This is a genomic window from Isoalcanivorax pacificus W11-5, from assembly GCF_000299335.2.
Classification (GTDB): domain Bacteria; phylum Pseudomonadota; class Gammaproteobacteria; order Pseudomonadales; family Alcanivoracaceae; genus Isoalcanivorax; species Isoalcanivorax pacificus.
In genome coordinates this window covers 2,234,469-2,255,615 of the sequence record NZ_CP004387.1, presented here as the reverse complement: position 1 = coordinate 2,255,615, position 21,147 = coordinate 2,234,469, and the positions used below count along the sequence as shown (strand labels likewise).

At 63.2% G+C, this 21,147-nt stretch carries 21 protein-coding genes; 19 read left to right on the top strand and 2 right to left on the bottom strand.

Going from position 1 to position 21,147, the window contains the following annotated elements; all coding sequences use genetic code 11:
- Window positions 1-14 precede the first annotated feature (14 nt).
- The 8 genes from S7S_RS10230 to S7S_RS10195 are packed head-to-tail and all read left to right on the top strand — an operon-like array spanning window position 15 to window position 6,269.
- Window positions 15-659, top strand: coding sequence for a TetR/AcrR family transcriptional regulator (locus S7S_RS10230; RefSeq protein WP_008735267.1), 645 nt, complete (start codon window positions 15-17; stop codon window positions 657-659).
- A gap of 32 nt (window positions 660-691) precedes the next feature.
- Window positions 692-1,165, top strand: coding sequence for a L,D-transpeptidase (locus tag S7S_RS10225; protein WP_008735269.1), 474 nt, complete (start codon window positions 692-694; stop codon window positions 1,163-1,165).
- A 45-nt stretch (window positions 1,166-1,210) separates the two neighbouring features.
- Window positions 1,211-2,230, top strand: coding sequence for a beta-N-acetylhexosaminidase (gene nagZ, locus S7S_RS10220; protein WP_008735271.1), 1,020 nt, complete (start codon window positions 1,211-1,213; stop codon window positions 2,228-2,230).
- Window positions 2,230-3,357 carry a mechanosensitive ion channel family protein gene (locus S7S_RS10215; protein WP_008735273.1) on the top strand — a complete coding sequence of 376 codons (1,128 nt, stop codon included), beginning with the start codon at window positions 2,230-2,232 and terminating at the stop codon, window positions 3,355-3,357. Before nagZ ends, S7S_RS10215 begins: the two co-directional genes overlap by 1 nt.
- Window positions 3,354-3,911, top strand: coding sequence for a hypoxanthine-guanine phosphoribosyltransferase (locus tag S7S_RS10210; protein WP_008735275.1), 558 nt, complete (start codon window positions 3,354-3,356; stop codon window positions 3,909-3,911). Before S7S_RS10215 ends, S7S_RS10210 begins: the two co-directional genes overlap by 4 nt.
- Before the next feature lies 1 nt (window position 3,912).
- Window positions 3,913-4,650 carry an S-methyl-5'-thioinosine phosphorylase gene (locus tag S7S_RS10205; RefSeq protein ID WP_008735277.1) on the top strand — a complete coding sequence of 246 codons (738 nt, stop codon included), beginning with the start codon at window positions 3,913-3,915 and terminating at the stop codon, window positions 4,648-4,650.
- 9 nt (window positions 4,651-4,659) lie between these two features.
- On the top strand, window positions 4,660-5,094 hold the full coding sequence (locus S7S_RS10200) for a hypothetical protein (RefSeq protein WP_008735278.1): 435 nt from the start codon (window positions 4,660-4,662) through the stop codon (window positions 5,092-5,094).
- Window positions 5,091-6,269 (top strand): BaiN/RdsA family NAD(P)/FAD-dependent oxidoreductase, encoded by a 1,179-nt coding sequence (locus S7S_RS10195; RefSeq protein ID WP_041025981.1) that lies wholly within the window; start codon window positions 5,091-5,093, stop codon window positions 6,267-6,269. The genes S7S_RS10200 and S7S_RS10195 overlap by 4 nt, the downstream gene beginning before the upstream one ends.
- 34 nt (window positions 6,270-6,303) lie before the next feature.
- On the opposite strand, the gene S7S_RS10190 is transcribed toward S7S_RS10195, so the two are convergent.
- Entirely contained in the window at window positions 6,304-6,975 is a 672-nt protein-coding gene (locus S7S_RS10190) for a CsiV family protein (protein ID WP_008735280.1), read from the bottom strand.
- A 26-nt stretch (window positions 6,976-7,001) separates the two neighbouring features.
- Window positions 7,002-10,463: a transcription-repair coupling factor gene (mfd, locus tag S7S_RS10185; protein ID WP_008735281.1), complete on the bottom strand. Its 3,462-nt coding sequence runs from the start codon at window positions 10,461-10,463 to the stop codon at window positions 7,002-7,004.
- Window positions 10,464-10,601: 138 nt separating this feature from the next.
- Between mfd and tesB the strand changes: the two genes are divergently transcribed.
- From tesB to nqrM, 11 genes are all read left to right on the top strand, one after another.
- Entirely contained in the window at window positions 10,602-11,477 is an 876-nt protein-coding gene (gene tesB, locus S7S_RS10180) for an acyl-CoA thioesterase II (protein ID WP_008735282.1), read from the top strand.
- A gap of 4 nt (window positions 11,478-11,481) precedes the next feature.
- Window positions 11,482-12,090, top strand: coding sequence for a uracil-DNA glycosylase family protein (locus S7S_RS10175; RefSeq protein WP_008735283.1), 609 nt, complete (start codon window positions 11,482-11,484; stop codon window positions 12,088-12,090).
- Window positions 12,091-12,212: 122 nt separating this feature from the next.
- Window positions 12,213-13,652, top strand: a complete 1,440-nt coding sequence (locus tag S7S_RS10170) for a glyceraldehyde-3-phosphate dehydrogenase (RefSeq protein WP_082027686.1) — start codon at window positions 12,213-12,215, stop codon at window positions 13,650-13,652.
- A gap of 224 nt (window positions 13,653-13,876) precedes the next feature.
- Window positions 13,877-15,223, top strand: coding sequence for a Na(+)-translocating NADH-quinone reductase subunit A (locus S7S_RS10165; RefSeq protein ID WP_008735291.1), 1,347 nt, complete (start codon window positions 13,877-13,879; stop codon window positions 15,221-15,223).
- A 2-nt stretch (window positions 15,224-15,225) separates the two neighbouring features.
- Window positions 15,226-16,476: an NADH:ubiquinone reductase (Na(+)-transporting) subunit B gene (locus tag S7S_RS10160; RefSeq protein WP_008735294.1), complete on the top strand. Its 1,251-nt coding sequence runs from the start codon at window positions 15,226-15,228 to the stop codon at window positions 16,474-16,476.
- Complete coding sequence (locus S7S_RS10155) at window positions 16,476-17,258, top strand: Na(+)-translocating NADH-quinone reductase subunit C (RefSeq protein WP_008735296.1); 783 nt, start codon at window positions 16,476-16,478, stop codon at window positions 17,256-17,258. Before S7S_RS10160 ends, S7S_RS10155 begins: the two co-directional genes overlap by 1 nt.
- A gap of 10 nt (window positions 17,259-17,268) precedes the next feature.
- Window positions 17,269-17,940: an NADH:ubiquinone reductase (Na(+)-transporting) subunit D gene (locus S7S_RS10150; RefSeq protein WP_008735303.1), complete on the top strand. Its 672-nt coding sequence runs from the start codon at window positions 17,269-17,271 to the stop codon at window positions 17,938-17,940.
- Between the two features lie 15 nt (window positions 17,941-17,955).
- On the top strand, window positions 17,956-18,576 hold the full coding sequence (nqrE, locus tag S7S_RS10145) for an NADH:ubiquinone reductase (Na(+)-transporting) subunit E (protein WP_008735305.1): 621 nt from the start codon (window positions 17,956-17,958) through the stop codon (window positions 18,574-18,576).
- 27 nt (window positions 18,577-18,603) lie between these two features.
- Entirely contained in the window at window positions 18,604-19,833 is a 1,230-nt protein-coding gene (gene nqrF / locus S7S_RS10140; RefSeq protein ID WP_008735308.1) for an NADH:ubiquinone reductase (Na(+)-transporting) subunit F, read from the top strand.
- Between the two features lie 4 nt (window positions 19,834-19,837).
- Entirely contained in the window at window positions 19,838-20,884 is a 1,047-nt protein-coding gene (locus tag S7S_RS10135; protein ID WP_052269320.1) for an FAD:protein FMN transferase, read from the top strand.
- On the top strand, window positions 20,884-21,123 hold the full coding sequence (gene nqrM, locus S7S_RS10130) for a (Na+)-NQR maturation NqrM (protein WP_008735313.1): 240 nt from the start codon (window positions 20,884-20,886) through the stop codon (window positions 21,121-21,123). The genes S7S_RS10135 and nqrM overlap by 1 nt, the downstream gene beginning before the upstream one ends.
- Window positions 21,124-21,147 lie beyond the last annotated feature (24 nt).

Here is a 21,147-nt window from a genome sequence, read left to right as displayed (position 1 = left end):
CGGAGATTTCCTTCATGGCAGTGCAGGCGGGTACGGTTGAACGCATCCTCGATACGGCCGAGGTGCTGTTCGCACAGAAAGGGTTTGCCGAAACCAGCCTGCGGGCCATTACCAGCAAGGCCGGCGTCAATCTGGCGGCGGTCAACTATCACTTCGGTTCCAAGGAAGCGCTGATACAGGCCGTGTTCGAACGTTTCCTGGCACCATTCTGCACCGCACTGGGCGCGGAGCTGGACCGGCTGGGTGATGCGGACGATACGCCGCTGACGCTGGATCAACTGCTGATGCTGGTGTCGGGCATCGCCCTCACGTCCCAGGCGCAAAACCCGCACCGGGTGGCGCTGTTCTTCCGCCTGTGCGGCCTCGCCTACACCCAGGCCCAGGGGCATCTGCGCAAATACCTGCGCGAACATTACGGCGCGGTCTTCAAACGCTTCCTGCGCCTGCTCAACGCGGCCGCGCCGGATGTGCCGCCGATGGAGCTGTTCTGGCGGGTACACTTCGGGCTGGGCGCCACCGTGTTTGCGATGTCGGGTATGGATTCGCTGCGCGCGATCTGCAAGAGCGATTTCGGCGAGGAGCTGTCCGTGGCAGATGTAAACCAGCGCCTGCTGCCGTTTATCGTGGGTGGCATTCGCGCTGACAATGCCGCATCCTGATCAGCGCCGCAGGCTGTCTACTTGATACCGGTATGCTGATCCACATTTCCTTTGCCGAGCAATTGCTGACGTTCCGGGACACCCGCGGGCGCGTGCACGAGTATCCGGTGTCGACGGCAGCCAACGGGCCGGGCGAACAGCAGGGTAGCGGATGCACTCCGCGTGGCCGACATATCGTGCGTGCCCGCATTGGCGACGGCGCGCCGCTGAACGCGGTGTTTATCGGCCGCCGGCCGACGGGCGAGATCTGGACGCCGGCACTTGCTGCGGAACATCCGCAACGCGACTGGATTCTCACCCGTATCCTGTGGCTGTCCGGCTGTGAGCCGGGCGTCAACCGGCTGGGCCGCGTGGATTCCATGCGGCGCTTCATTTATATTCACGGCACGCCGGATACCGAGCCGATGGGCTTGCCGCGTTCGCACGGCTGTGTGCGCATGCGTAACCAGGATGTGCTGGATCTGTTTGACCGGGTGCCTGCAGGCTGCCCGGTTGTACTTGAGTGACCGCGTGCCGGTCGTCCTTTCCCGTGTCAACGTTCAGGAAGCCCCATGACCGCTCCCGTTGTGATGCTTGATATTGCCGGTACCGCGCTGGATGCCTCGGATCGCGAGTGGCTGGCGCACCCGGCAGTGGGCGGGCTGATCCTGTTTGCACGCAATTTTGAAGACCGCGAGCAGTTGCGTGCGCTGACGGCGTCGATTCGCGCCGTGCGGCCGGACATACTGATCGCGGTGGATCAGGAGGGCGGCCGGGTGCAGCGCTTCCGGCGTGATTTTGTCCGCCTGCCGCCAATGGCGGCGCTGGGCCGTCGCTATGAAACAGCCCCGGACGCGGCGCTGGCCGAGGCACGCTTGCTGGGCCGGCTGATGGCGGATGAACTGGTGTGCTGCGACGTGGACATCAGTTTCGCGCCGGTGCTGGATCTGGATTACGGCGTCAGCAGCGTGATCGGTGACCGGAGTTTCCATTCGGATGCCGGCACCCTGACCACACTGGCCACCGCCTGGATCGACGGCATGGCCGAGGCGGGCATGGCGGCCACCGGCAAGCATTTTCCCGGCCATGGCTTTGTGACGGCCGATTCACACCTGGAACTGCCGCGCGATGAGCGTGACCTGGACACGATCCGCGCTGCCGACCTGAAACCGTTCGCCGCACTGGCACCCAGGCTGGCCGGTATCATGCCGGCGCATGTGGTGTATCCGGCGGTGGCGCCGGAGCCGGCCGGCTTTTCGCCGTTCTGGCTGCAACAGGTGCTGCGCGGGGAACTGGGCTTCCGTGGTGTGATTTTCAGTGACGACCTCACCATGCAGGGGGCTGCCGCCACCGGCGATTATGCTGCGCGGACCCATGCGGCACTCTCTGCCGGCTGCGATATGGTGCTGGTCTGCAACGACCGACATGCTGCCGCTCAGGTGGTGGAGGCGGTCACCGCCTACGCAGAAGACCGCGTGCGCGTGCCTGCCAGCGGGCTGCGTGCCCGGCCCACTGCCCCGATGCCGGCGGCACTCAAGGCACAGGCCGCGACGGTGGCGGCGTCCCTGTGCCGTGATGCAGAGGAGCTTTGATGAACGGCGATGAACTGGCGCTGCTGCTGGAACCCTCCACGGAAACACGTATCTGGCTGACGCAGGTCTTTCTGGTGGTGCTGGCCACCGTCACGGTGAATTTCATCCTGATGCGGATCATTGACCTGATCGAGCGTCTGGCAGGCAAGACGGAAAACCTCTGGGACGACGCGCTGCTGGAAGCCGCGCGCGTACCGATCAGGCTGGTGCTCTGGGTGGTGGGTGTTTCCATCGCCATCGAGATCATGGAAGCCGCTGCGCCATCGGCGATCTTCGAGTATCTGCCGGAGGCGCGGCGCGTGGCGTTTGTGTTTATCCTGGCGCTGTTGTGTACACGCATTATTCGCAACGTCGAACATAATGTGGTGGACCCGTCGCGCATGCGCAAGCCGATGGACCAGACCACCGCAAGGGCTATCGGCAAGCTGCTGCGGCTGTCGGTGATCATCACCGCCACGCTGGTACTGATGCAGACGCTGGGTTATTCCGTCTCCGGCGTGCTGGCGTTCGGCGGGGTGGGCGGTATCGCCATCGGTTTTGCTGCCAAGGACCTGCTGGCCAATTTCTTTGGCGGCATGATGATCTATCTCGACAAGCCGTTCGTCGTGGGAGACTGGGTCCGCTCGCCGGACCGCCAGATCGAAGGCACAGTAGAGGACATCGGCTGGCGCCTGACGCGCATCCGTACCTTCGACAAGCGGCCGCTGTATATTCCCAATTCGATGTTTGCCTCGATTGTGGTGGAGAACCCGTCGCGCATGCTCAATCGCCGTATCAACGAGACGCTCGGCATTCGCTATGACGACTGGGACAAGATGGAGGCCATCTGCCGTGACGTGCGCGAGATGCTCGAACAGCACGAGGAGATCGACACCCGGCAGACGCTGATGGTGAACTTCGACAGCTACGGCGATTCCGCGCTGCAATTCTTTATCTACACGTTCACCAAGACCACCGAGTGGGTGCGTTATCACCAGATCAAGCAGGATGTGCTGCTGAAGATCATGGCCATCGTGGATGGGCATGGGGCCGAGTTCGCATTCCCGACGCGGACGCTGCACCTGCAATCGGCGGTGGCACAGATGACCCCCGAACAGCATGCCGCACCGGAGGAACGCCCCGCATGAGCCTGGACCGAGAGCACCTGCTGCGGGTGCGTGACAGCGCCCGGCAACTGTACGACATGGCACAGATCGACGCTGCCGTGACCCGCGTCGCCGACGCCATGACAGCGCGCTACAACGACAGCAACCCGTTGCTGCTGACAGTGATGAACGGTGGCGTGGTGTTTGCCGGCCGGCTGCTGACCGAGCTGTCCTTTCCACTGGAAATCGATTACCTGCACGCCACACGCTATACCGGCGAGACATCGGGCAACGACGAGATCCAGTGGATTGTCACACCGGGCATCAATCTGGCCGGTCGCGACGTGGTGATCCTCGACGATATTCTCGACGTCGGCACCACGCTGCTGGCAATCGTTGAAGCCTGCAAGGCCCAGGGCGCGGCATCGGTTGCCACTGCCGTGCTGGTGGACAAGGTGCACGATCGCAAGGCACAGCCGGGCCTGAAGGCCGACTTTACCGGCGTCGAGGCAGAAGACGCCTACCTGTTCGGGTGTGGCATGGATTACAAGGGCTTCTGGCGCAACGCGCCGGGCATCTACGCGGTGGAAGGCTGACATGACCCTGGCGTTTATCGGTGGCACCGGCCTGACCCGGATGGACAATCTGGACATCACCGGACGGCAGGCGATCAGCACGCGCTGGGGCGAGCCGTCGGCGCCGGTGGTGAGCGGCCGCCTGGCCGGGCAACCGGTGCTGTTCCTCGCACGCCACGGCGACCCGCATGTGTTGCTGCCACACCAGGTGAACTACCGCGCCAATCTGGCCGCGCTGAAACAGGCAGGGGCCAGCGCGGTAATCGCGGTCAATGCCGTGGGTGGCATCACGTCCGCCGCGCAGAGTGGGGTGATCGTATGTCCCGACCAGATCATCGACTATACCCATGGCCGTGAAACCACCTATTTCGATGAGCGCGACGGGCCGGTAACACATGTGGATTTTTCCTGGCCGTTCGATGCTGTGCTGCGTGAAAGACTCTGCCGTGCACTGGCGGCCTGTGACGCCAGCCGGGTCGACAGTGGCTGCTACGGCGCCACCCAGGGACCCCGCCTGGAAACCGCTGCGGAGATCGCGCGCATGGAGCGTGATGGTTGCGACATCGTCGGCATGACCGGCATGCCGGAGGCGGTGCTCGCACGGGAGTTGCAATTGCCCTACGCGATGCTGTCACTGGTGGTGAACCCGGCGGCAGGCAAGAGCGACACGGAGATCACCATGGCCGAGATCGAGGCGGTCATCCACGCGGGCATGGGCAAGGTCTGTGAGGTGCTCTCGGCGCTGGTGGCTGACGGCTGAGGCCGCACCATGTTGCAGATGCTGGTCGCGGTGGTGCTGTTCACGCTGCTGGCGCTGGTGGTGGCGCCGCTGTGGTGGCGCAGTCGTCGTATCTCCGGCCTGCCCGGTGCGCATTATCTTGAACAAAAATGCCAGAGCCTCGCCGAAGAGGCCTGGCGTGACTTCCGCATCCGCGACGAACACTATGCCGCCCGCCGTACCGACCCGGATTACCTGGGGCGGCGGCTGGCGGAATTCACCCGGGTCTTCCGCCACATGATCGACAACGGCTACGACAACGAAGTGCGCCTGTGGCTCGCCGATCTGTGCGAGCGCGAAGGCCGCGAAGCGGCCGACCGTGCCATTCTCGCCCCGGTGCTGGCCTGTGAATGCGCGCCGGGACGGCGCCCGCCGCCCGGGCTGGCAGCGCAGGCGCTGCTCAATGCGCTGAGACAACTGGCATGATCGCTACCGTCGATGTGGTGGTGATCGGCGCGGGGGCCGCCGGGCTGATGTGTGCCGCGACGGCAGGTTACCGGGGGCGCAGCGTGCGGGTGATCGATCACGCCAATATGCCGGGCAAGAAAATTCTCATGTCCGGTGGCGGGCGCTGCAATTTCACCAATCTGAACACCACGCCACAGCATTTTCTGTCCGCCAACCCCGCGTTCTGCATTTCCGCACTGAAGCGTTATACCGCCCATGATTTTTTCGAGCTGGTGGAACGTCACGGCGTTGACTGGTGTGAAAAAGCGCCGGGGCAGTTGTTCTGCACCGACAGCAGCCGGCCGATACTGGACCTGCTGCTGACCGAGTGCGAGTGGGCCGGTGTTGATATCCATCTCAAGACCGCAGTGCAGCGCATCAGCCGGCGGGGCGATGGCTTTGAGCTGGAGACCAGCGGCGGGCGCGTCCAGTGTGCCTCGGTGGTGATCGCCTCGGGCGGCCTGTCAATTCCGACCCTGGGCGCGAGCGGTTTCGGTTATCGCATTGCCGAACAGTTCGGCCTGCCGGTGTTGCCGACGCGCGCGGGGCTGGTGCCCTTTACCTTGCAGCCGGATCTCAAGACCCGGCTGGCCCCCTTGTCGGGGATCAGTTGTCCGGTCAGTGTGCGTTGCGGTGATCAGCGTTTCAGTGAACCCATGCTGATCACCCATCGTGGCCTGAGCGGGCCGGCGATGTTGCAGATTTCCAGTTACTGGCAGCCTGGGGACACGCTGCATGTGGACCTGCTGCCGCAGCAGACCGCGTCGCCCTGGCGCCCATTGCGTGAGCGCAGGCCGTCCAGCACCGTGGAGCAGCACCTGAATGACCTGTTGCCACGCCGGTTGGCGCAAACCCTCAGCGAGTGGCACGGCTGGCAGCAGCCGCTGCAATCCTTCAGCAATGCGGCGCTGGACGAACTGGATGCGCAGCTGCGCGACTGGCAGGTGAAACCCGGCGGGACGGAAGGCTACCGTACGGCGGAAGTCACCCTGGGCGGGGTGGATACGCGGGCCATTTCCTCGCGGACTTTCGCCGCCAACGAAGTGCCGGGATTGTTCTTCATCGGAGAGGTGCTGGACATGACCGGGCAGCTTGGCGGGCACAATTTCCAGTGGGCCTGGTCATCGGGCTACTGCGCCGGTCAGGTTGTTTAAGCGCCGCTGTGAGCGGCGAGCTTCGGGCTGCGAGTCATGGGGTGACGCGGATCAGTACGCCGAGACGGGGGCTGTCCAGGTAATGCAGTTCCCCTTCACCCAGCCGCCGGCTCTCGCGCATCGGGCTGAAATAGCGCATGCCTTCGCTGTTGGTGCCGGCCAGCCACAGGTCGGTATCCACTTGCAGCGAGCGTGACAGGCTCAGTTGCAGCGTGCCCTGCAATTCCGGTTCGGTAGCGGGGTGTGGAGCGTCATCAGGCAGCAGGTCGCCGTTCAGCACCACAGGGACGGGCGTCGGCTCGCCGCCTTCCAGGTACACCGGGACGGCCATCGCGCCGTCATCCACCGGCTGCCGCCAGCGCTGGTGGAACAGCACGCGGTACTTGCTGCTCTCCGTCATGCGCCGGCCCATCTCGGTCAGTGTCAGGGCGTCCGTGCCGGCCTGCCAGCCGCCGTTGGCGACGGCGTCCTGCAGGGCGGTGCTGGCCTGCTCGGGCAGATGGGGTGCCTCGGCGATGCCCAGCAATACGGCGTCGGCGGGATAGTCAGGGTAGGGCAGCTCGCGGCTGGATTCGCCGGTGGCGGTGCTGTTGTGAGCGATGATCATCACTTCGACCTGGTACCAGCCGGCGAATGCCTGTGCACTGAGGCCCAGTGCAAGCACGGCCAGCGCCAGCCGCCGCAGCGGTGTAGCGCGGAAATTCATGGTATTCCCCCAAAAAAGTCTGCGGTTCAGGCCAGCTTGTCGAGCAGGGCTTCCACTTCTGCGAACCGTTCTTCGCCGGTTTCGGCATCCACGCTGAAGCGCAGGGCGCTGGCACCTTGTAATTTATAACGATTAGGCCCGGATTGGACCAGCTTGACCAGCCTCAGTGGATCAATGGCGGTGCGTTCTGAGAACTCGAGCCGGCCCTGCTCGGCCCCTGCATCGATGCGGCTGACACCCAGCGCCTGGGCGCGCTGGCGCAGGGCGGTGACGCGGAACAGGTTCTTCACCTGCGGTGGCAGCAGGCCGAAGCGGTCGATCATCTCCACTTTCAGCTCGTCCAGTTGCTCGCCGGTGTCGCAACTGGCAATGCGCTTGTACAGCGTCAGGCGGCTGAACACATCGGGCAGGTAATCATCAGGGATCAGTGCCGGTACGCGCAGATTGATCTCCGGACCACCGGACAGCGGCTTGCGGGTGTCCGGCTGTTCGCCACGCTTGAGGGCTTCTACCGCCTGTTCGAGCATTTCCATGTACAGCGAGAAGCCGATCGATTCGATATGGCCGTGCTGTTCTTCGCCGAGCAGTTCGCCGGCACCGCGAATTTCCAGATCGTGGCTGGCGAGCATGAAGCCGGCGCCGAGGTCAGAGGCCTGCTCGATGGCTTCCAGCCGTTTCACCGCATCCTTGGTCATGGCTTTCGGGGGAGGGGTGAGCAGGAACGCATAGGCCTGGTGGTGCGAACGGCCGACGCGGCCGCGCAACTGGTGCAACTGCGCCAGACCGAACTTGTCGGCGCGCTCGATGATGATGGTGTTGGCCGACGGCACGTCGATGCCGGTTTCAATAATGGTGGTGCACAGCAGCACGTTGAAACGGCGGTGGTAGAAATCCGACATCACCTGTTCCAGGTCACGCTCGCGCATCTGGCCATGGGCAATGCCGATGCGTGCATCCGGCACCAGCTCACGCAGGGTCTCGGCGGTGCGCGCCATGCTGTCGATGTCGTTGTGCAGGTAGTAGAGCTGGCCGCCGCGCAGCAGCTCGCGCAGGATCGCTTCCTTGATGGCCGTGTCGTTCTTCTGCTGCACGAAGGTTTTCACCGACAGCCGTTTTTCCGGCGGCGTGGCGATGATGGAGATATCGCGCATGCCGGACATGGCCATGTTCAGCGTGCGCGGGATCGGCGTGGCGGTGAGCGTGAGGATATCGGCTTCTGCCCGCATTTCTTTCAGGCGTTCCTTGTGGCGCACACCGAAGCGGTGTTCCTCGTCCACCACCACCAGACCCAGGTCACGAAACTGCACGCTTTCCTGCAGCAGCTGATGTGTGCCGACAACGATATCTACCTTGCCAGCCTTGAGGCGCGCCAGCACATCGGTTTTTTCCTTCTGGCTGCGGAAGCGGCTCAGCACTTCGATGGTCACGGGCCAGTCGGCGAAACGGTCGGAAAAGGATTCGAAATGCTGCTGGGCGAGCAGGGTGGTCGGCACCAGCACCGCCACCTGGGTATTGTTCTGCACTGCCACAAAGGTGGCGCGCATGGCCACCTCGGTCTTGCCAAAGCCGACATCACCGCAGACCAGCCGGTCCATGGGCCGGTTGGCCTGCAAGTCCCGCAACACCGCAGCGATGGCGGCCTGCTGGTCGGCCGTTTCCTCGAACGGAAATGCGCTGGCGAAGCGCGCATAGTCGTCTTCCGGCAACTGGAAGGCGCGGCCCTGCCGGGCTTCGCGGCGGGCATAGGTGTTGAGCAGTTCGGCGGCGACGTCGTGGATCTTTTCTGCGGCTTTTTGCCGCGCACGTTGCCACTGGTCCGAGCCCAGGCGGGTCAATGGCGCATGTTCCGGATCACCGCCGCCGTAACGGCTGATCAGGTGCAATGACGACACCGGCAGATAGATCTTGTCGCCGCCGGCATATTCCAGCAGCAGGAATTCATGCTGCTGGCCATCGACGGTCATGTGCGTCAGGCCCTGGTAGCGGCCGACGCCGTGATCGATATGCACCACCGGCGAGCCGGGCACCAGTTCGCCCAGCGAGCGGAACGCCTGGTCGGCGGAGGTTTCCTGGCCGGTCTTGCGGCGCCGGCGCTGCATGATGCGCTCGCCGTAGAGCTGGCTTTCGGCTACCACCAGCAAACCGTGCTGCGGCGCCCAGAACCCCTGTTCCAGTTCACCCACGGTAAGTTGCCAGTCGCCCTGGCCGGCCAGGAACGCCTGCCAGCCATCGACCAGCGTCGGCTGGATGCCCTGTTTCTGCATCAGTTCCAGCAAGGCTTCGCGGCGGCCGGCGGTCTCCGCGCACACCAGCACACGCAACGGCGCATGCTCCATCACCAGCGTCTGCAGGGGCGCGAACGGATTGCCGCTGCGTTGTGGCGCGGCAGGGGGCAGGGCGCGGAAATCGAACGGCACACCCTTGTCACTCTTTTCATTACTCTCCCGCATGCCGGGCTGCACGCGCGCGCGCGGGTGCTGGCGCAGATGACGGTTCAGTTCTTCCACCGGCAGGAATAATTCTGCCGGGGACAGGATCGGGCGGCGGATGTCGTGGCGGCGGTCCTCGAAACGTTCGCCGACGTCATGCCAGAAATGGCTGGCCGCGTCCTCGGTGCCGGCCAGTTGCACCAGATGCACGTCGTCGGGCAGATAGTCGAACAGGCTGGCGAGCTGGTCGAAGAACAGCGGCAGATAATATTCCAGCCCGGGGCTGGCCATGCCATCGGAGACATCGGTGTACAGGCTGCACTGGCGATGATCGACATCGAAGCGTTCGCGGAAACGGTTGCGGAAGCTGCTGATGCCGTCGCTGCTGAGGGAAAATTCTGCCGCCGGCAGCAGGGCGATTTCCTGGACCTGGCCGGTGGAGCGCTGTGTGTCCGGGTCGAACAGCCGCAGGGAGTCGATGTCTTCATCGAACAGCTCAATGCGGAAGGGCTGTTCGGCGCCCATCGGGAAGATATCCATGATGGCGCCCCGCACGGCGAATTCGCCGTGTTCATACACGTTGTCGCGCTGGCGGTAGCCGCTGGCCACCAGCTGCCGCCGGGTGGTTTCCATGTCGAAGCGTTCGCCGACGCGAAGCTGGAAACTGTTGCCGTTGATGTGCGACAGCGGCGCCAGCCGCTGCATCAGGGTGTTCACCGGCGCAATGAGAATGCCGCGCCGGGTGTGCGGCAGCCGGTGCAGGACTTCGATGCGCTCGCTGATGATGTCCTGATGCGGGGAGAACAGGTCGTAGGGCAGGGTCTCCCAGTCCGGGAACAGCAGCACCGGGGTGTCGTCCTGGCTGGCCAGGTAGAACGTCAGGCTGTCGGCCAGTTGCTGTGCCTGGCTGGAATTCGGCGTGACCACCAGCAACAGGTGCGGCGTGCGAGCCGCCACTTCGGCCAGCACCACGGCGAGGCTGCCGGCGTCCAGCCCGCTCCAGTCGCGGAAATGTTCCGCGCCGGTGGGAAACAGCGAGTTCGCGGGCAGTAACGTCATGGCGTGGTCGCCTTCGGCTTTTCGGGCGCAGCATTGTAGCGGTGCACTGGCTGGTCTGCGAGCAGCAAACCCTTGATTGGCGGCTGGCGCCGGGGCGCTGCTATCATCGCCGCATCCTACACCCCGGGACCTGACATGATGAAAGAAGTTGTCAACGATCTGCTTGAGGTGATTCGCCTTGAGCAACTGGAACAGAACCTGTTTCGTGGCGCCAGCCGCAACACCCGCCAGCGGGGCATCTTTGGTGGCCTGGTGGCCGGCCAGGCGCTGATGGCAGCGGGACGCACGGTGGATGCCGAGCGCCCCGCGCATTCCCTGCATGCCTACTTCCTGCGTCCTGGCGACTACAGTGTGCCGATCATCTACGACGTTGATCGCATCCGCGACGGCAACAGTTTCGCGACCCGCCGGGTCACCGCGATCCAGCACGGGCGGCCGATCTTCTGCCTGGAGGCCTCGTTCCAGGTCGAGGAGGAGGGGATCGAGCACCAGACCGATCTGCCCGACGTGCCGATGCCGGACGAACTGGAGGATGACGAGACGCTGCGCGAGCGTCTCGTTGGCAAGGTGCCCGAGAGCGTGCGTGAAGCCTTCATGCAGCCGCGTCCGGTGGAGTTCCGGCCAGTGAACCCGTCCAATCCCTTCGACACCTCGCCGCAAGCGCCGATCCGGCGCACCTGGTTCCGCATCCCCGGGGACTTCGACGTGGATGTGGCGACGCACCGGGCACTGCTGGCCTATTGTTCGGATTACGGCCTGCTCGGCACAGCGATGCTGCCGCACGGGGTCAGCTTCTTCCAGCCGAACGTGATGTCGGCCAGCATCGACCACGCCATGTGGTTCCACCGGCCATTCAAGGTCAATGAATGGCTGCTGTACGACATGGACAGCCCGTCCGCCTCTGGCGCCCGGGGCTTCAACCGGGGCTCGATCTACCGCGCCGACGGCGTGCTGGTGGCCAGTGTGGCGCAGGAAGGGCTGATCCGCGTCAACCCGCCTGCTGCGCCGATCTGAGACGATGGCCCGGCCGCGCCTGATCCGTCTGCTGGAGGAGGTCCGCGCCTGCCGGCTGTGCGAGGACGTGCTGCCGCTGGGCCCGCGTCCGGTGATCCGGGCGGCGCGCAGCGCGCGGATACTGATTATTGGCCAGGCACCCGGCACGCGGGTGCACGCCACCGGCATCCCCTGGAATGACCCCTCCGGCGACCGCCTGCGGGAGTGGCTGGCGATGGATGCGGAGACGTTCTATGACGAACGTCGTATTGCGATCATGCCGATGGGATTGTGTTATCCCGGCCGCGGCCGCAGCGGTGATCTGCCGCCCAGGCCGGAATGCGCGCCGACGTGGCATGAGCGGGTGAGGGCGGAACTGCCCGCGCTGCGCCTGACGTTGCTGATCGGGCAGTACGCCCAGCGTTACTATCTGGCGCCCTCCGGTGCCTGGCGTGGCTCGCTGACGGAGAACGTGCGGCACTATGCCGCAGTGCTGCCGGGCTACTTTCCGCTGCCGCATCCGAGCCCGCGTAACCGGCTCTGGCTGCGCCAGCGGCCCTGGTTCGAGGCCGAGGTGGTGCCGGCCCTGCGGGAGGCAGTGCGCGAGGCGTTGTCGGCGGCGCCAAGTGCCTGAGTCAAAAGCCGGAAAAGGGGCCGAAAGACCCTGGTCAGCCGGTGGATAAACGGGCATTTAAGCGCTAGAATGCGCGCCCGAAACACCTGCCATCACCAAGCCACCCCAGAGGGCCTTACCCCGTGAACAAACAGGAAGACCACTTCGGACGCTGGAAAAACCGCGAAGAGATTGCCGAGTCGATGATCCCGATGCTCGGCAAGCTGTACCGTGAGAAGAATGTCACTACCACGGTCTACAGCCGCTCGCTGGTCAACAAGTCTGTAATCCAGATTCTCAAGACCCACCGCTTCGTCAAGCAGGTGGAGGATGCTGAGCTGTCTGTGGTGGATACTTTCCCGATCCTGCAGGAAGTGGTGAAGCTGGATCTCGGCCCCTGCCGCGTGGATATCGGCAAGCTGGCGGTCAACTACAAGAAGGACAGCCGCGGCCAGTCCATTGAAGAATACGTCCGTGACGAGCTGGCCGGGGCCATCTCCGACAAGGACATCCAGCCGCAGCCCACCGATGTGGTGCTGTACGGCTTTGGCCGTATCGGCCGCATCCTGGCCCGCCTGCTGATCGAGAAGGCCGGCAGTGGCAACGGCCTGCGCCTGCGGGCCGTGGTGGTACGTGAATCGGGCAAGGGCGACCTGCAGAAGCGCGCCAGCCTGCTGCGCCGTGATTCGGTACACGGCCCGTTCTCCGGCACCATTGCGGTGGACGAGGAAGAAAGCGCCATCATCGCCAACGGCAACTATATCCGTGTGATCTACTCCGGCGATCCCGCGAGCGTGGATTACACCCAGTACGGCATCAAGGATGCGGTACTGATCGACAACACCGGCAAGTGGCGTGACCGTGAAGGTCTCGGCCAGCACCTCAAGTGCCCGGGTATCAAGCGGGTGATCCTGACTGCACCGGGCAAGGGTGACCTCAAGAATATCGTGCACGGGGTGAACAACGCCCTGATCGAAGACAGCGACACCATCATCTCTGCGGCCAGCTGCACCACCAATGCGATCGTGCCGCCGCTGAAGGCGCTGAACGACAAGTTCGGCATTGCCGTCGGTCACGTGGAAACAGTGCACTCCTACACCAACGACCAGAACCTGCTGGACAACTTCCACAAGGGCCCGCGCCGTGGCCGTGCCGCCCCGCTGAACATGGTGATTACCGAAACCGGCGCCGCCACCGCAGCCGCCAAGGCGCTGCCGGAACTGGCCGGCAAGCTGACCGGTAATTCCATTCGCGTGCCGACACCGAACGTGTCGCTGGCGATCCTGAATATCACGCTGGAAAAAGACACCACGCTGGATGAACTCAACAGCTACCTGCGTTGGGTTTCCCTGCATTCACCGCTGCAACGTCAGATCGACTTCATCAGCTCACCGGACGCGGTGTCCACCGACTTTGTCGGCTCGCGCCATGCCTCGGTGATTGATGCGGAAGCCACCATCGTCAACGGCAAGCATTGCGTGCTCTATGTCTGGTACGACAACGAGTTCGGCTATAGCTGCCAGGTGTTGCGCATCCTGCAGCAGATTTCCGGTGTGGAATTCCCGGCCTATCCGAAGGATTGATCATCAGGCCCGCTCTGCGGGCCTTTTGTTGCGTGAAGGGGCCGCAGGGGTGCGGCTGGTACGGGTTCCGGGTGGTCTTTATAATGGCGCGCGCCAGCAGACCGTCCGGCCTTTATTTGCGCAAGTGCCGGTTTTCAAGGTGTCGGCTGGAGCGATTCCAGTCTCCCGGACGCAGCGGTCGCCCGGGAGCACCTTCCAGAGTTTCTGAACGTGGGCGAGAGACTATGATCAAAATCAAACGGGGACTCGACCTGCCGATCACCGGCGCACCGCGCCAGTCGATCGAGGATGGGCCGCGCGTACGCACCGTCGCCATACTCGGCGGTGACTATGTGGGCATGAAGCCCACCATGGAAATCAAAGAAGGGGATCAGGTCCGCAAGGGCCAGTTGATATTCTCCGACAAGAAGACCGAAGGGGTGAAATACACCGCACCGGCTTCCGGGGTGATCAAGGCGATCAACCGGGGTAACAAGCGGGTGCTGCAATCAGTGGTCATCGAGCTCAGTGGCGATGATGACCAACTGACCTTCGCTGCCCACAACGAAGGCAGCCTCGGCGGCCTGTCCCGCGCAGCGGTACAGGAGCAGCTGGTGGAATCCGGCGTCTGGACGGTGCTGCGCACGCGCCCGTTCGGCAAGGTGCCGGCGCCGGGCTCGACACCGAACTCGATCTTCGTCACCGCGATCGACACCAACCCGCTGGCGGCCAACCCTGACCTGATCATCAAGGAGCAGGAGCAGGCGTTCCGCAACGGCCTGACCGTGCTGACCCGTCTCACCGACGGCCCGGTCTGGGTGTGCAGGGCGGCCGACGCCGGGCAGCCGTCCTTCGCGGGTGGCCAGGTGCGCGAGGAGCAGTTCGCCGGCCCGCATCCGGCCGGTAACGCCGGGACCCACATTCATCATCTGGACCCGGTCAGCATGAACAAGACCGTCTGGAGTGTGAATTACCAGGACGTGATCGCCATCGGCCATCTGTTCACCAGCGGCAAGATCTACACGGACCGCGTGATCGCTCTGTCCGGCCCGCAAGTGGAAAACCCGCGCCTGCTGCGTACCCGTGTGGGTGCCTGCACCGATGACCTGGTGGAAGGCCAGCTCAAGGCGGGCGACAACCGCGTCATTTCCGGTTCCGTGTTCAATGGCCACATCGCCCGTGGTCCGCTGGGCTATCTGGGCCGTACAACGAACCAGATCACGGTGCTGCTTGAAGGCCGTGAACGCCAGCTGCTGGGGTATATCTCGCCGGGCATCAACAAGCACTCGGTGATGAACATCTATCTGTCGAAGCTGATGCCGGGCAAGAAATTCAGTTTCACCACCACCACCAACGGCAGTGAGCGCGCCATGGTGCCGATCGGCAATTACGAGACCGTGATGCCGCTCGACATTCTGCCGACGCAACTGCTGCGTGCGCTGGTCGTCGGCGACACCGACACGGCCCAGGCGCTGGGTGCGCTGGAACTGGTGGAAGAGGACCTGGCGCTGTGCTCCTACGTCTGCGTAGGCAAGTACGAGTACGGCCCCATCCTGCGTGACAACCTCACCCGCATTGAGCTGGAGGGCTGACCATGGGCCTGAGACATTATCTGGACAGCAAGGTCGCCCCGCATTTTCACGAGGGTGGCAAACTCGAAAAGTACTACGTCTTCTACGAGATGTTCGACACCATGCTGTACTCGCCGCCGGATACCACCCGGACGGCCTCGCACGTGCGTGACGGCATCGACCTGAAGCGGGTGATGATGACGGTCTGGTTCGCGACGTTCCCGGCGATCCTGTTCGGTCTGTACAACACCGGCTACCAGGCCAACCTGCAGATCACCGAATTCGGCTACAGCCCGATCGAAGGCTGGCGTACCGACCTGGTGGCACTGTTGGCCGGCTTCGACTACACCAGCCTGTGGGCGAACATGCTGCACGGTGCGGTGTACTACATTCCGATCATGATCACCGTGTATGTCGGCGGTTTTATCTGGGAAGGGTTGTTCGCCTGGAAACGCGGCCATGAAGTGAACGAAGGTTTCTTCGTCACCGGTATCCTGTTCACCCTGATCCTGCCGCCGGCGATTCCGCTGTGGCAGGTGTTCCTGGGTATTTCCTTCGGTGTCGTGATCGGCAAGGAAGTGTTCGGTGGCACCGGCAAGAACTTCCTCAACCCGGCGCTGGTCGGCCGTGCCTTCCTGTTCTTTGCCTACCCGGCACAGATGTCCGGTGATGCGGTCTGGACGGCGGTAGACAACTTCAGTGGCGCCACGCCGCTGTCACTGGCGGCCTCCGGTGACCTGGACTTTGCCGCTGGCCTGACCGGCAATGCGCTGGCAGGGCAGGGCATGGACCTGAGCTGGATGCAGACTTTCCTGGGCGGCATCCAGGGCTCCATTGGCGAGACCTCAACCCTGGCGATCCTGTTCGGTGCCGCACTGCTGCTGATTACCCGCATTGCGTCCTGGCGCATCATGGCCGGTGTGGTGGTCGGCGTGGTCGCACTGGCGAGCCTGCTGAACAGCGTTGGCAGCGACACCAACCCGATGTTCGCCATGCCGTGGTACTGGCACCTGACCCTGGGTGGCCTGGCGTTCGGTCTGGTATTCATGGCCACTGACCCGGTGTCTGCCGCCATGACCGACACGGGTAAATGGATCTTCGGCATCGTCATCGGCCTGATGGTGGTGATGATCCGGGTGCTGAACCCGGCCTTCCCGGAAGGCGTGATGCTGGCGATCCTGTTCGGCAACCTGTGCGCACCGTTGATTGATTTCTTTGTAGTCCAGGCGAACATTCGCCGGCGCCAGCGGCGCACGGCAGGAGGGGCGGCATAATGGCAGCGAACAAAGACAGTGTAACCAGAACCCTGCTCGTCGCGCTGATCCTGTGTCTGGTGTGCGCCGTGGTGGTGTCCACTGCGGCGGTGCAACTGCGTCCCAAGCAGCAGGCCAACCAGGTGCTCGACCGCCAGGTGAATATCCTGCGCGCCGCCGGCATGTACGAACCGGGCATGGACGTGCAGGCCGAGTTCGAGAAGATGGAGCGTCGCTTTGTCGAGCTGTCCACCGGCGAATACGTGGACATGCCGGCCAGCTATGACCAGCGTGCCGCATCGCGTGATCCGGAGCAGAGCATTCGCCTTGACGGCGAGACCGACATCGCCAGCATTCGCCGTCAGGCGAAAGTGGCCGAGGTGTACCTGTCGCGGGATGACAGCGGCGACCTGACCAGCATCATCCTGCCGGTGCACGGTTACGGCCTGTGGTCGACCCTGTACGGCTTCCTGTCGCTGGAGCCGGACGCCGAAACCGTGAAAGGGCTGGTGTTCTACGAGCACGCCGAGACCCCGGGCCTGGGCGGCGAAGTGGATAACCCGCGCTGGCGCGGCATCTGGGAAGGCAAGCAACTGTTCGATGAGCAGGGCAATGTCACCATCCAGGTCATCAAGGGCAGTGTTGACGGCAGTACGCCGGATGCCGAACACAAGGTGGATGGCCTGTCCGGCGCTACACTGACCAGCAAAGGGGTCAGCAATCTGGTGCGTTTCTGGGTCGGCGAGAACGGTTTCGGCCCGTACCTGGAACGTGTGCGTCGCGGCGACGCAGCGCAGAACTGAGGAGACAGTCATGGCCGAATTGAAGAAAAAGGACATCCTGTTCCAGCCGATCTTCGACAACAACCCGATCGCGCTGCAGATTCTGGGCATCTGTTCCGCCCTGGCGGTGACCACCCAGCTCTCCACCACGTTGACCATGTGCGTGGCGCTGACGCTGGTGACCGCCTTCTCGAGCTTCTTCGTGAGCGCGATCCGGAACCAGATTCCCTCCAGCATCCGCATCATCGTGCAGATGACCATCATCGCCTCCCTGGTGATTGTGGTAGACCAGTTCCTGCGTGCCTACGCCTATGACATCAGCCGTCAGATGTCCGTGTTTGTCGGCCTGATCATCACCAACTGTATCGTGATGGGGCGCGCCGAAGCGTTCGCCATGAAGAACCCGCCGGTGGTGTCCTGGGTGGACGGCTTCGCCAATGGCCTGGGCTACAGCGTCGTGCTGCTGAGTGTGGGTGTGGTGCGTGAGCTGCTGGGCTCCGGCAGCCTGTTCGGTTTTGAAATCCTGCCGCTGGTCACCAACGGTGGCTGGTACGTCAGCAACGGCCTGTTGCTGCTGCCGCCGAGTGCTTTCTTCCTGATCGGTTTGTTCATCTGGGCGCTGCGCAGCTGGAAACCGGAACAGGTGGAAGAAGACCAGTTCAAGATCGCACCTAACTCGCGCCGCGTCAGCGACGCGTTCTAAAGGGGAGAGATAGCCGTGTTTGAACATTATCTGAGCCTCTTTGTCCGGGCTGTATTCGTCGAGAATATGGCGCTGGCGTTCTTCCTGGGCATGTGCACCTTCATCGCCGTATCGAAGAAGGTGCAGACCGCCATTGGTCTTGGTGTGGCCGTGGTCGTGGTGCTGGCCATCACGGTGCCGGTGAACAACCTGCTGCTGAACTACCTGCTCGCCGAAGGCGCGCTGGAGTGGACCGGCATCCCTGAACTGGCGGCGCTGGACCTGCGCTTCCTCGGCCTGCTGAGCTACATCGGTGTAATCGCGGCACTGGTGCAGGTGCTGGAGATGCTGCTGGATAAATACGTGCCGGCGCTCTACAACGCACTGGGCATTTTCCTGCCACTGATCACCGTAAACTGTGCCATTCTCGGCGCCAGCCTGTTCATGGTGGAGCGTGACTACGCCTTTGGTGAAAGCGCGGTCTATGGTCTGGGTGCAGGGGTGGGCTGGGCACTGGCCATCACGCTGCTCGCGGCGATCCGTGAAAAGCTGAAGTACAGCGACGTGCCGAACGGCCTCAAGGGCCTGGGCATCACCTTTATCACCGTAGGGCTGATGTCGCTTGGCTTCATGTCCTTCTCCGGCGTTCAGCTGTAACCGACACAGGGCGAGAGAGGCGTACTGATGAATATCGAAATCCTGTTCGGGGTCACCATGTTCACCGCCATCGTGCTGGTGCTGGTGGCATTCATTCTGGCGGCACGCTCACGGCTGGTGTCCAGTGGTGACGTGCACATCAATATCAATGGCGATGAGTCAAAGAGCATCGACGTGCCGGCGGGCGGCAAGCTGCTGAATACGCTGGCTGACAAGGGCATTTTCCTGTCGTCCGCCTGTGGCGGCGGCGGTACCTGCGCGCAGTGCAAGTGCGTGGTGCTGGAAGGTGGTGGTGACATCCTGCCGACCGAGGAAGGCCACTTCACCAAGTCGCAGATTCGCGAAGGCTATCGTCTGTCCTGCCAGGTCAACGTCAAGCAGGACATGAAGATTGAAGTGCCGGAAGAATTCTTCGGTGTGAAGAAGTGGGAGTGCGAAGTCATCTCCAATGACAACGTGGCCACCTTCATCAAGGAACTGGTGCTGAAGCTGCCGGAAGGCGAGGAAGTGGATTTCCGCGCTGGTGGTTATGTGCAGCTCGAATGCCCGCCTTACGAGATCAAGTTCTCCGACTTTGATATCGCTGACGAATATCGCGGTGACTGGGAGCGCTTCAAATTCTTCGACCTGACGGCGAAGAATGATGAAGACGTGATCCGTGCCTATTCGATGGCGAACTATCCGGACGAGCGTGGCATTCTGAAATTCAACATCCGCATTGCCACACCGCCGCCGGGCAGCAAGGACATCCAGCCGGGCAAGATGTCCAGCTTCGTGTTCAATCTCAAGCCGGGTGACAAGATCACGGTGTTCGGTCCGTTCGGGGAATTCTTTGCCAAGGACACCGATGCCGAGATGGTGTTCATCGGCGGTGGTGCCGGCATGGCGCCGATGCGGTCGCACATCTTTGACCAGCTCAAGCGCCTGGGCTCCAAGCGCAAGATCAGCTTCTGGTACGGTGCGCGCTCCATGCGCGAGGCGTTCTATACCGAGGAATATGATCAGCTTGCCGAAGAGAACGACAACTTCAAATGGCATCTGGCGCTGTCTGATCCGCAACCGGAAGACAACTGGACCGGCCTGACCGGCTTCATTCACCAGGTGCTGTTTGACAACTACCTGAAAGACCACCCGGCGCCGGAGGACTGCGAGTTCTACATGTGCGGCCCGCCGATGATGAACGCTGCGGTGATCAAGATGCTGGAAGACCTGGGCGTAGAGCGGGACAACATCCTGCTGGACGACTTCGGTGGCTGAGGCCATGCACCTTCCGCATACCGGTAAACCAGGACAGGGCCTCAGGGCCCTGTTCCTGTTGGTGCTGAGCCTGTGGCTGGCGAGCTGCTCACAGAGTGCGCAAGTGTATTCCTTTGGTGGTCCGACCATGGGCACCACCTGGGAAGTGACACTCGCGGAATTGCCCGCCGGCGTACGTGTGAAACAGCTGCGCACCGATATCGAGGTGCTGCTGACGACCATCAATCAGCAGATGAGCACCTACATCGAAGACTCCGACATCTCCCGTTTCAATCAGGCCGATGCCGGCACCTGGCATGAGGTGCCACCGGATTTTGCCCGCGTACTGGAGGCGGCCCTGGCATTGTCGCAGCGCAGCGATGGCGCGTTCGACCCGACCATCGGTCCGCTGGTCAATCTGTGGGGGTTCGGCCCCACTGGGCATCGTGATCAGGCGCCAGCCACAGAAGAGCGTGACGCGGCCCGGAGCCGGGTAGGCTGGCAGCGATTGCAGTGGGACGCGGCGAACCGGCGTCTGTGGCAGCCAGGCGGCATCTACCTGGACTTTTCCGCGATCGCCAAAGGCTACGCCGTGGACCGGGTCGGGGAATATCTGAGCGGGCAGGGCATTGAGGCCTGGCTGGTGGACATCGGCGGTGAAGTCCGGACCCGCGGCAACAAAGCGGATGGCCAGCCGTGGCGCATCGCCGTGGAACGGCCCGTGGCCGGTACGCGTGAAATCAACACCGTGGTGCGGCCTGGCGACATGGCGATGGCTACATCCGGTGATTACCGCAATTTCTTTGAAGACAACGGCCACAGCTTTTCCCACACCATCGACCCGCGCACTGCCGAGCCGGTGAACCATCGCCTGGCGTCGGTCACCGTGCTGCACCCGAGCTGCATGCAGGCCGACGGGCTGGCTACGCTGCTTACGGTACTCGGGCCGGAGGAAGGGATGGCATTTGCGAGCCGCCACGACCTGGCGGTACTCTTGATCGTGCGTGAGGAAGACGGTTTCCGTGAACTGATGACGGACAGCTTCCGCCGCTATATGGAGGAGACAGACTGATGCTGATGACCCTGATTGCCGCCATCGTACTGATCGGCCTGCTGTTCACCGGCATGGCGATTGGCGTGATCGTGGCCAACAAGCCGGTAAAAGGCTCCTGTGGCGGCCTCAGTGCAGTGGGCCTGGACGGTGAATGCGAGATCTGCGGGCGCAATCCGTCCGACTGCGACAATCCTGATACGCGTGTTCAGGCAGAACGTGCTGCCGCACTGGCCGTCGACGCCAATCGTCGCGATTGATCTGAGCCATTCTTGAACCTGGGG

Bases quoted from the DNA above. Each gene is read 5' to 3' on its own strand.
- mfd (WP_008735281.1), bottom strand. From the start codon at position 10,463: ATGACGTTACTGCCCGCGAACTCGCTGTTTCCCACCGGCGCGGAACAT.
- S7S_RS10150 (WP_008735303.1), top strand. From the start codon at position 17,269: ATGGCCGAATTGAAGAAAAAGGACATCCTGTTCCAGCCGATCTTCGAC.
- S7S_RS10215 (WP_008735273.1), top strand. From the start codon at position 2,230: ATGAACGGCGATGAACTGGCGCTGCTGCTGGAACCCTCCACGGAAACA.
- S7S_RS10210 (WP_008735275.1), top strand. From the start codon at position 3,354: ATGAGCCTGGACCGAGAGCACCTGCTGCGGGTGCGTGACAGCGCCCGG.
- S7S_RS10230 (WP_008735267.1), top strand. From the start codon at position 15: ATGGCAGTGCAGGCGGGTACGGTTGAACGCATCCTCGATACGGCCGAG.
- S7S_RS10205 (WP_008735277.1), top strand. From the start codon at position 3,913: ATGACCCTGGCGTTTATCGGTGGCACCGGCCTGACCCGGATGGACAAT.
- S7S_RS10155 (WP_008735296.1), top strand. From the start codon at position 16,476: ATGGCAGCGAACAAAGACAGTGTAACCAGAACCCTGCTCGTCGCGCTG.
- nqrF (WP_008735308.1), top strand. From the start codon at position 18,604: ATGAATATCGAAATCCTGTTCGGGGTCACCATGTTCACCGCCATCGTG.
- S7S_RS10135 (WP_052269320.1), top strand. From the start codon at position 19,838: ATGCACCTTCCGCATACCGGTAAACCAGGACAGGGCCTCAGGGCCCTG.
- S7S_RS10200 (WP_008735278.1), top strand. From the start codon at position 4,660: ATGTTGCAGATGCTGGTCGCGGTGGTGCTGTTCACGCTGCTGGCGCTG.
- nagZ (WP_008735271.1), top strand. From the start codon at position 1,211: ATGACCGCTCCCGTTGTGATGCTTGATATTGCCGGTACCGCGCTGGAT.
- S7S_RS10190 (WP_008735280.1), bottom strand. From the start codon at position 6,975: ATGAATTTCCGCGCTACACCGCTGCGGCGGCTGGCGCTGGCCGTGCTT.
- S7S_RS10175 (WP_008735283.1), top strand. From the start codon at position 11,482: ATGGCCCGGCCGCGCCTGATCCGTCTGCTGGAGGAGGTCCGCGCCTGC.
- S7S_RS10160 (WP_008735294.1), top strand. From the start codon at position 15,226: ATGGGCCTGAGACATTATCTGGACAGCAAGGTCGCCCCGCATTTTCAC.
- S7S_RS10165 (WP_008735291.1), top strand. From the start codon at position 13,877: ATGATCAAAATCAAACGGGGACTCGACCTGCCGATCACCGGCGCACCG.
- S7S_RS10225 (WP_008735269.1), top strand. From the start codon at position 692: ATGCTGATCCACATTTCCTTTGCCGAGCAATTGCTGACGTTCCGGGAC.
- nqrM (WP_008735313.1), top strand. From the start codon at position 20,884: ATGCTGATGACCCTGATTGCCGCCATCGTACTGATCGGCCTGCTGTTC.
- S7S_RS10195 (WP_041025981.1), top strand. From the start codon at position 5,091: ATGATCGCTACCGTCGATGTGGTGGTGATCGGCGCGGGGGCCGCCGGG.
- tesB (WP_008735282.1), top strand. From the start codon at position 10,602: ATGAAAGAAGTTGTCAACGATCTGCTTGAGGTGATTCGCCTTGAGCAA.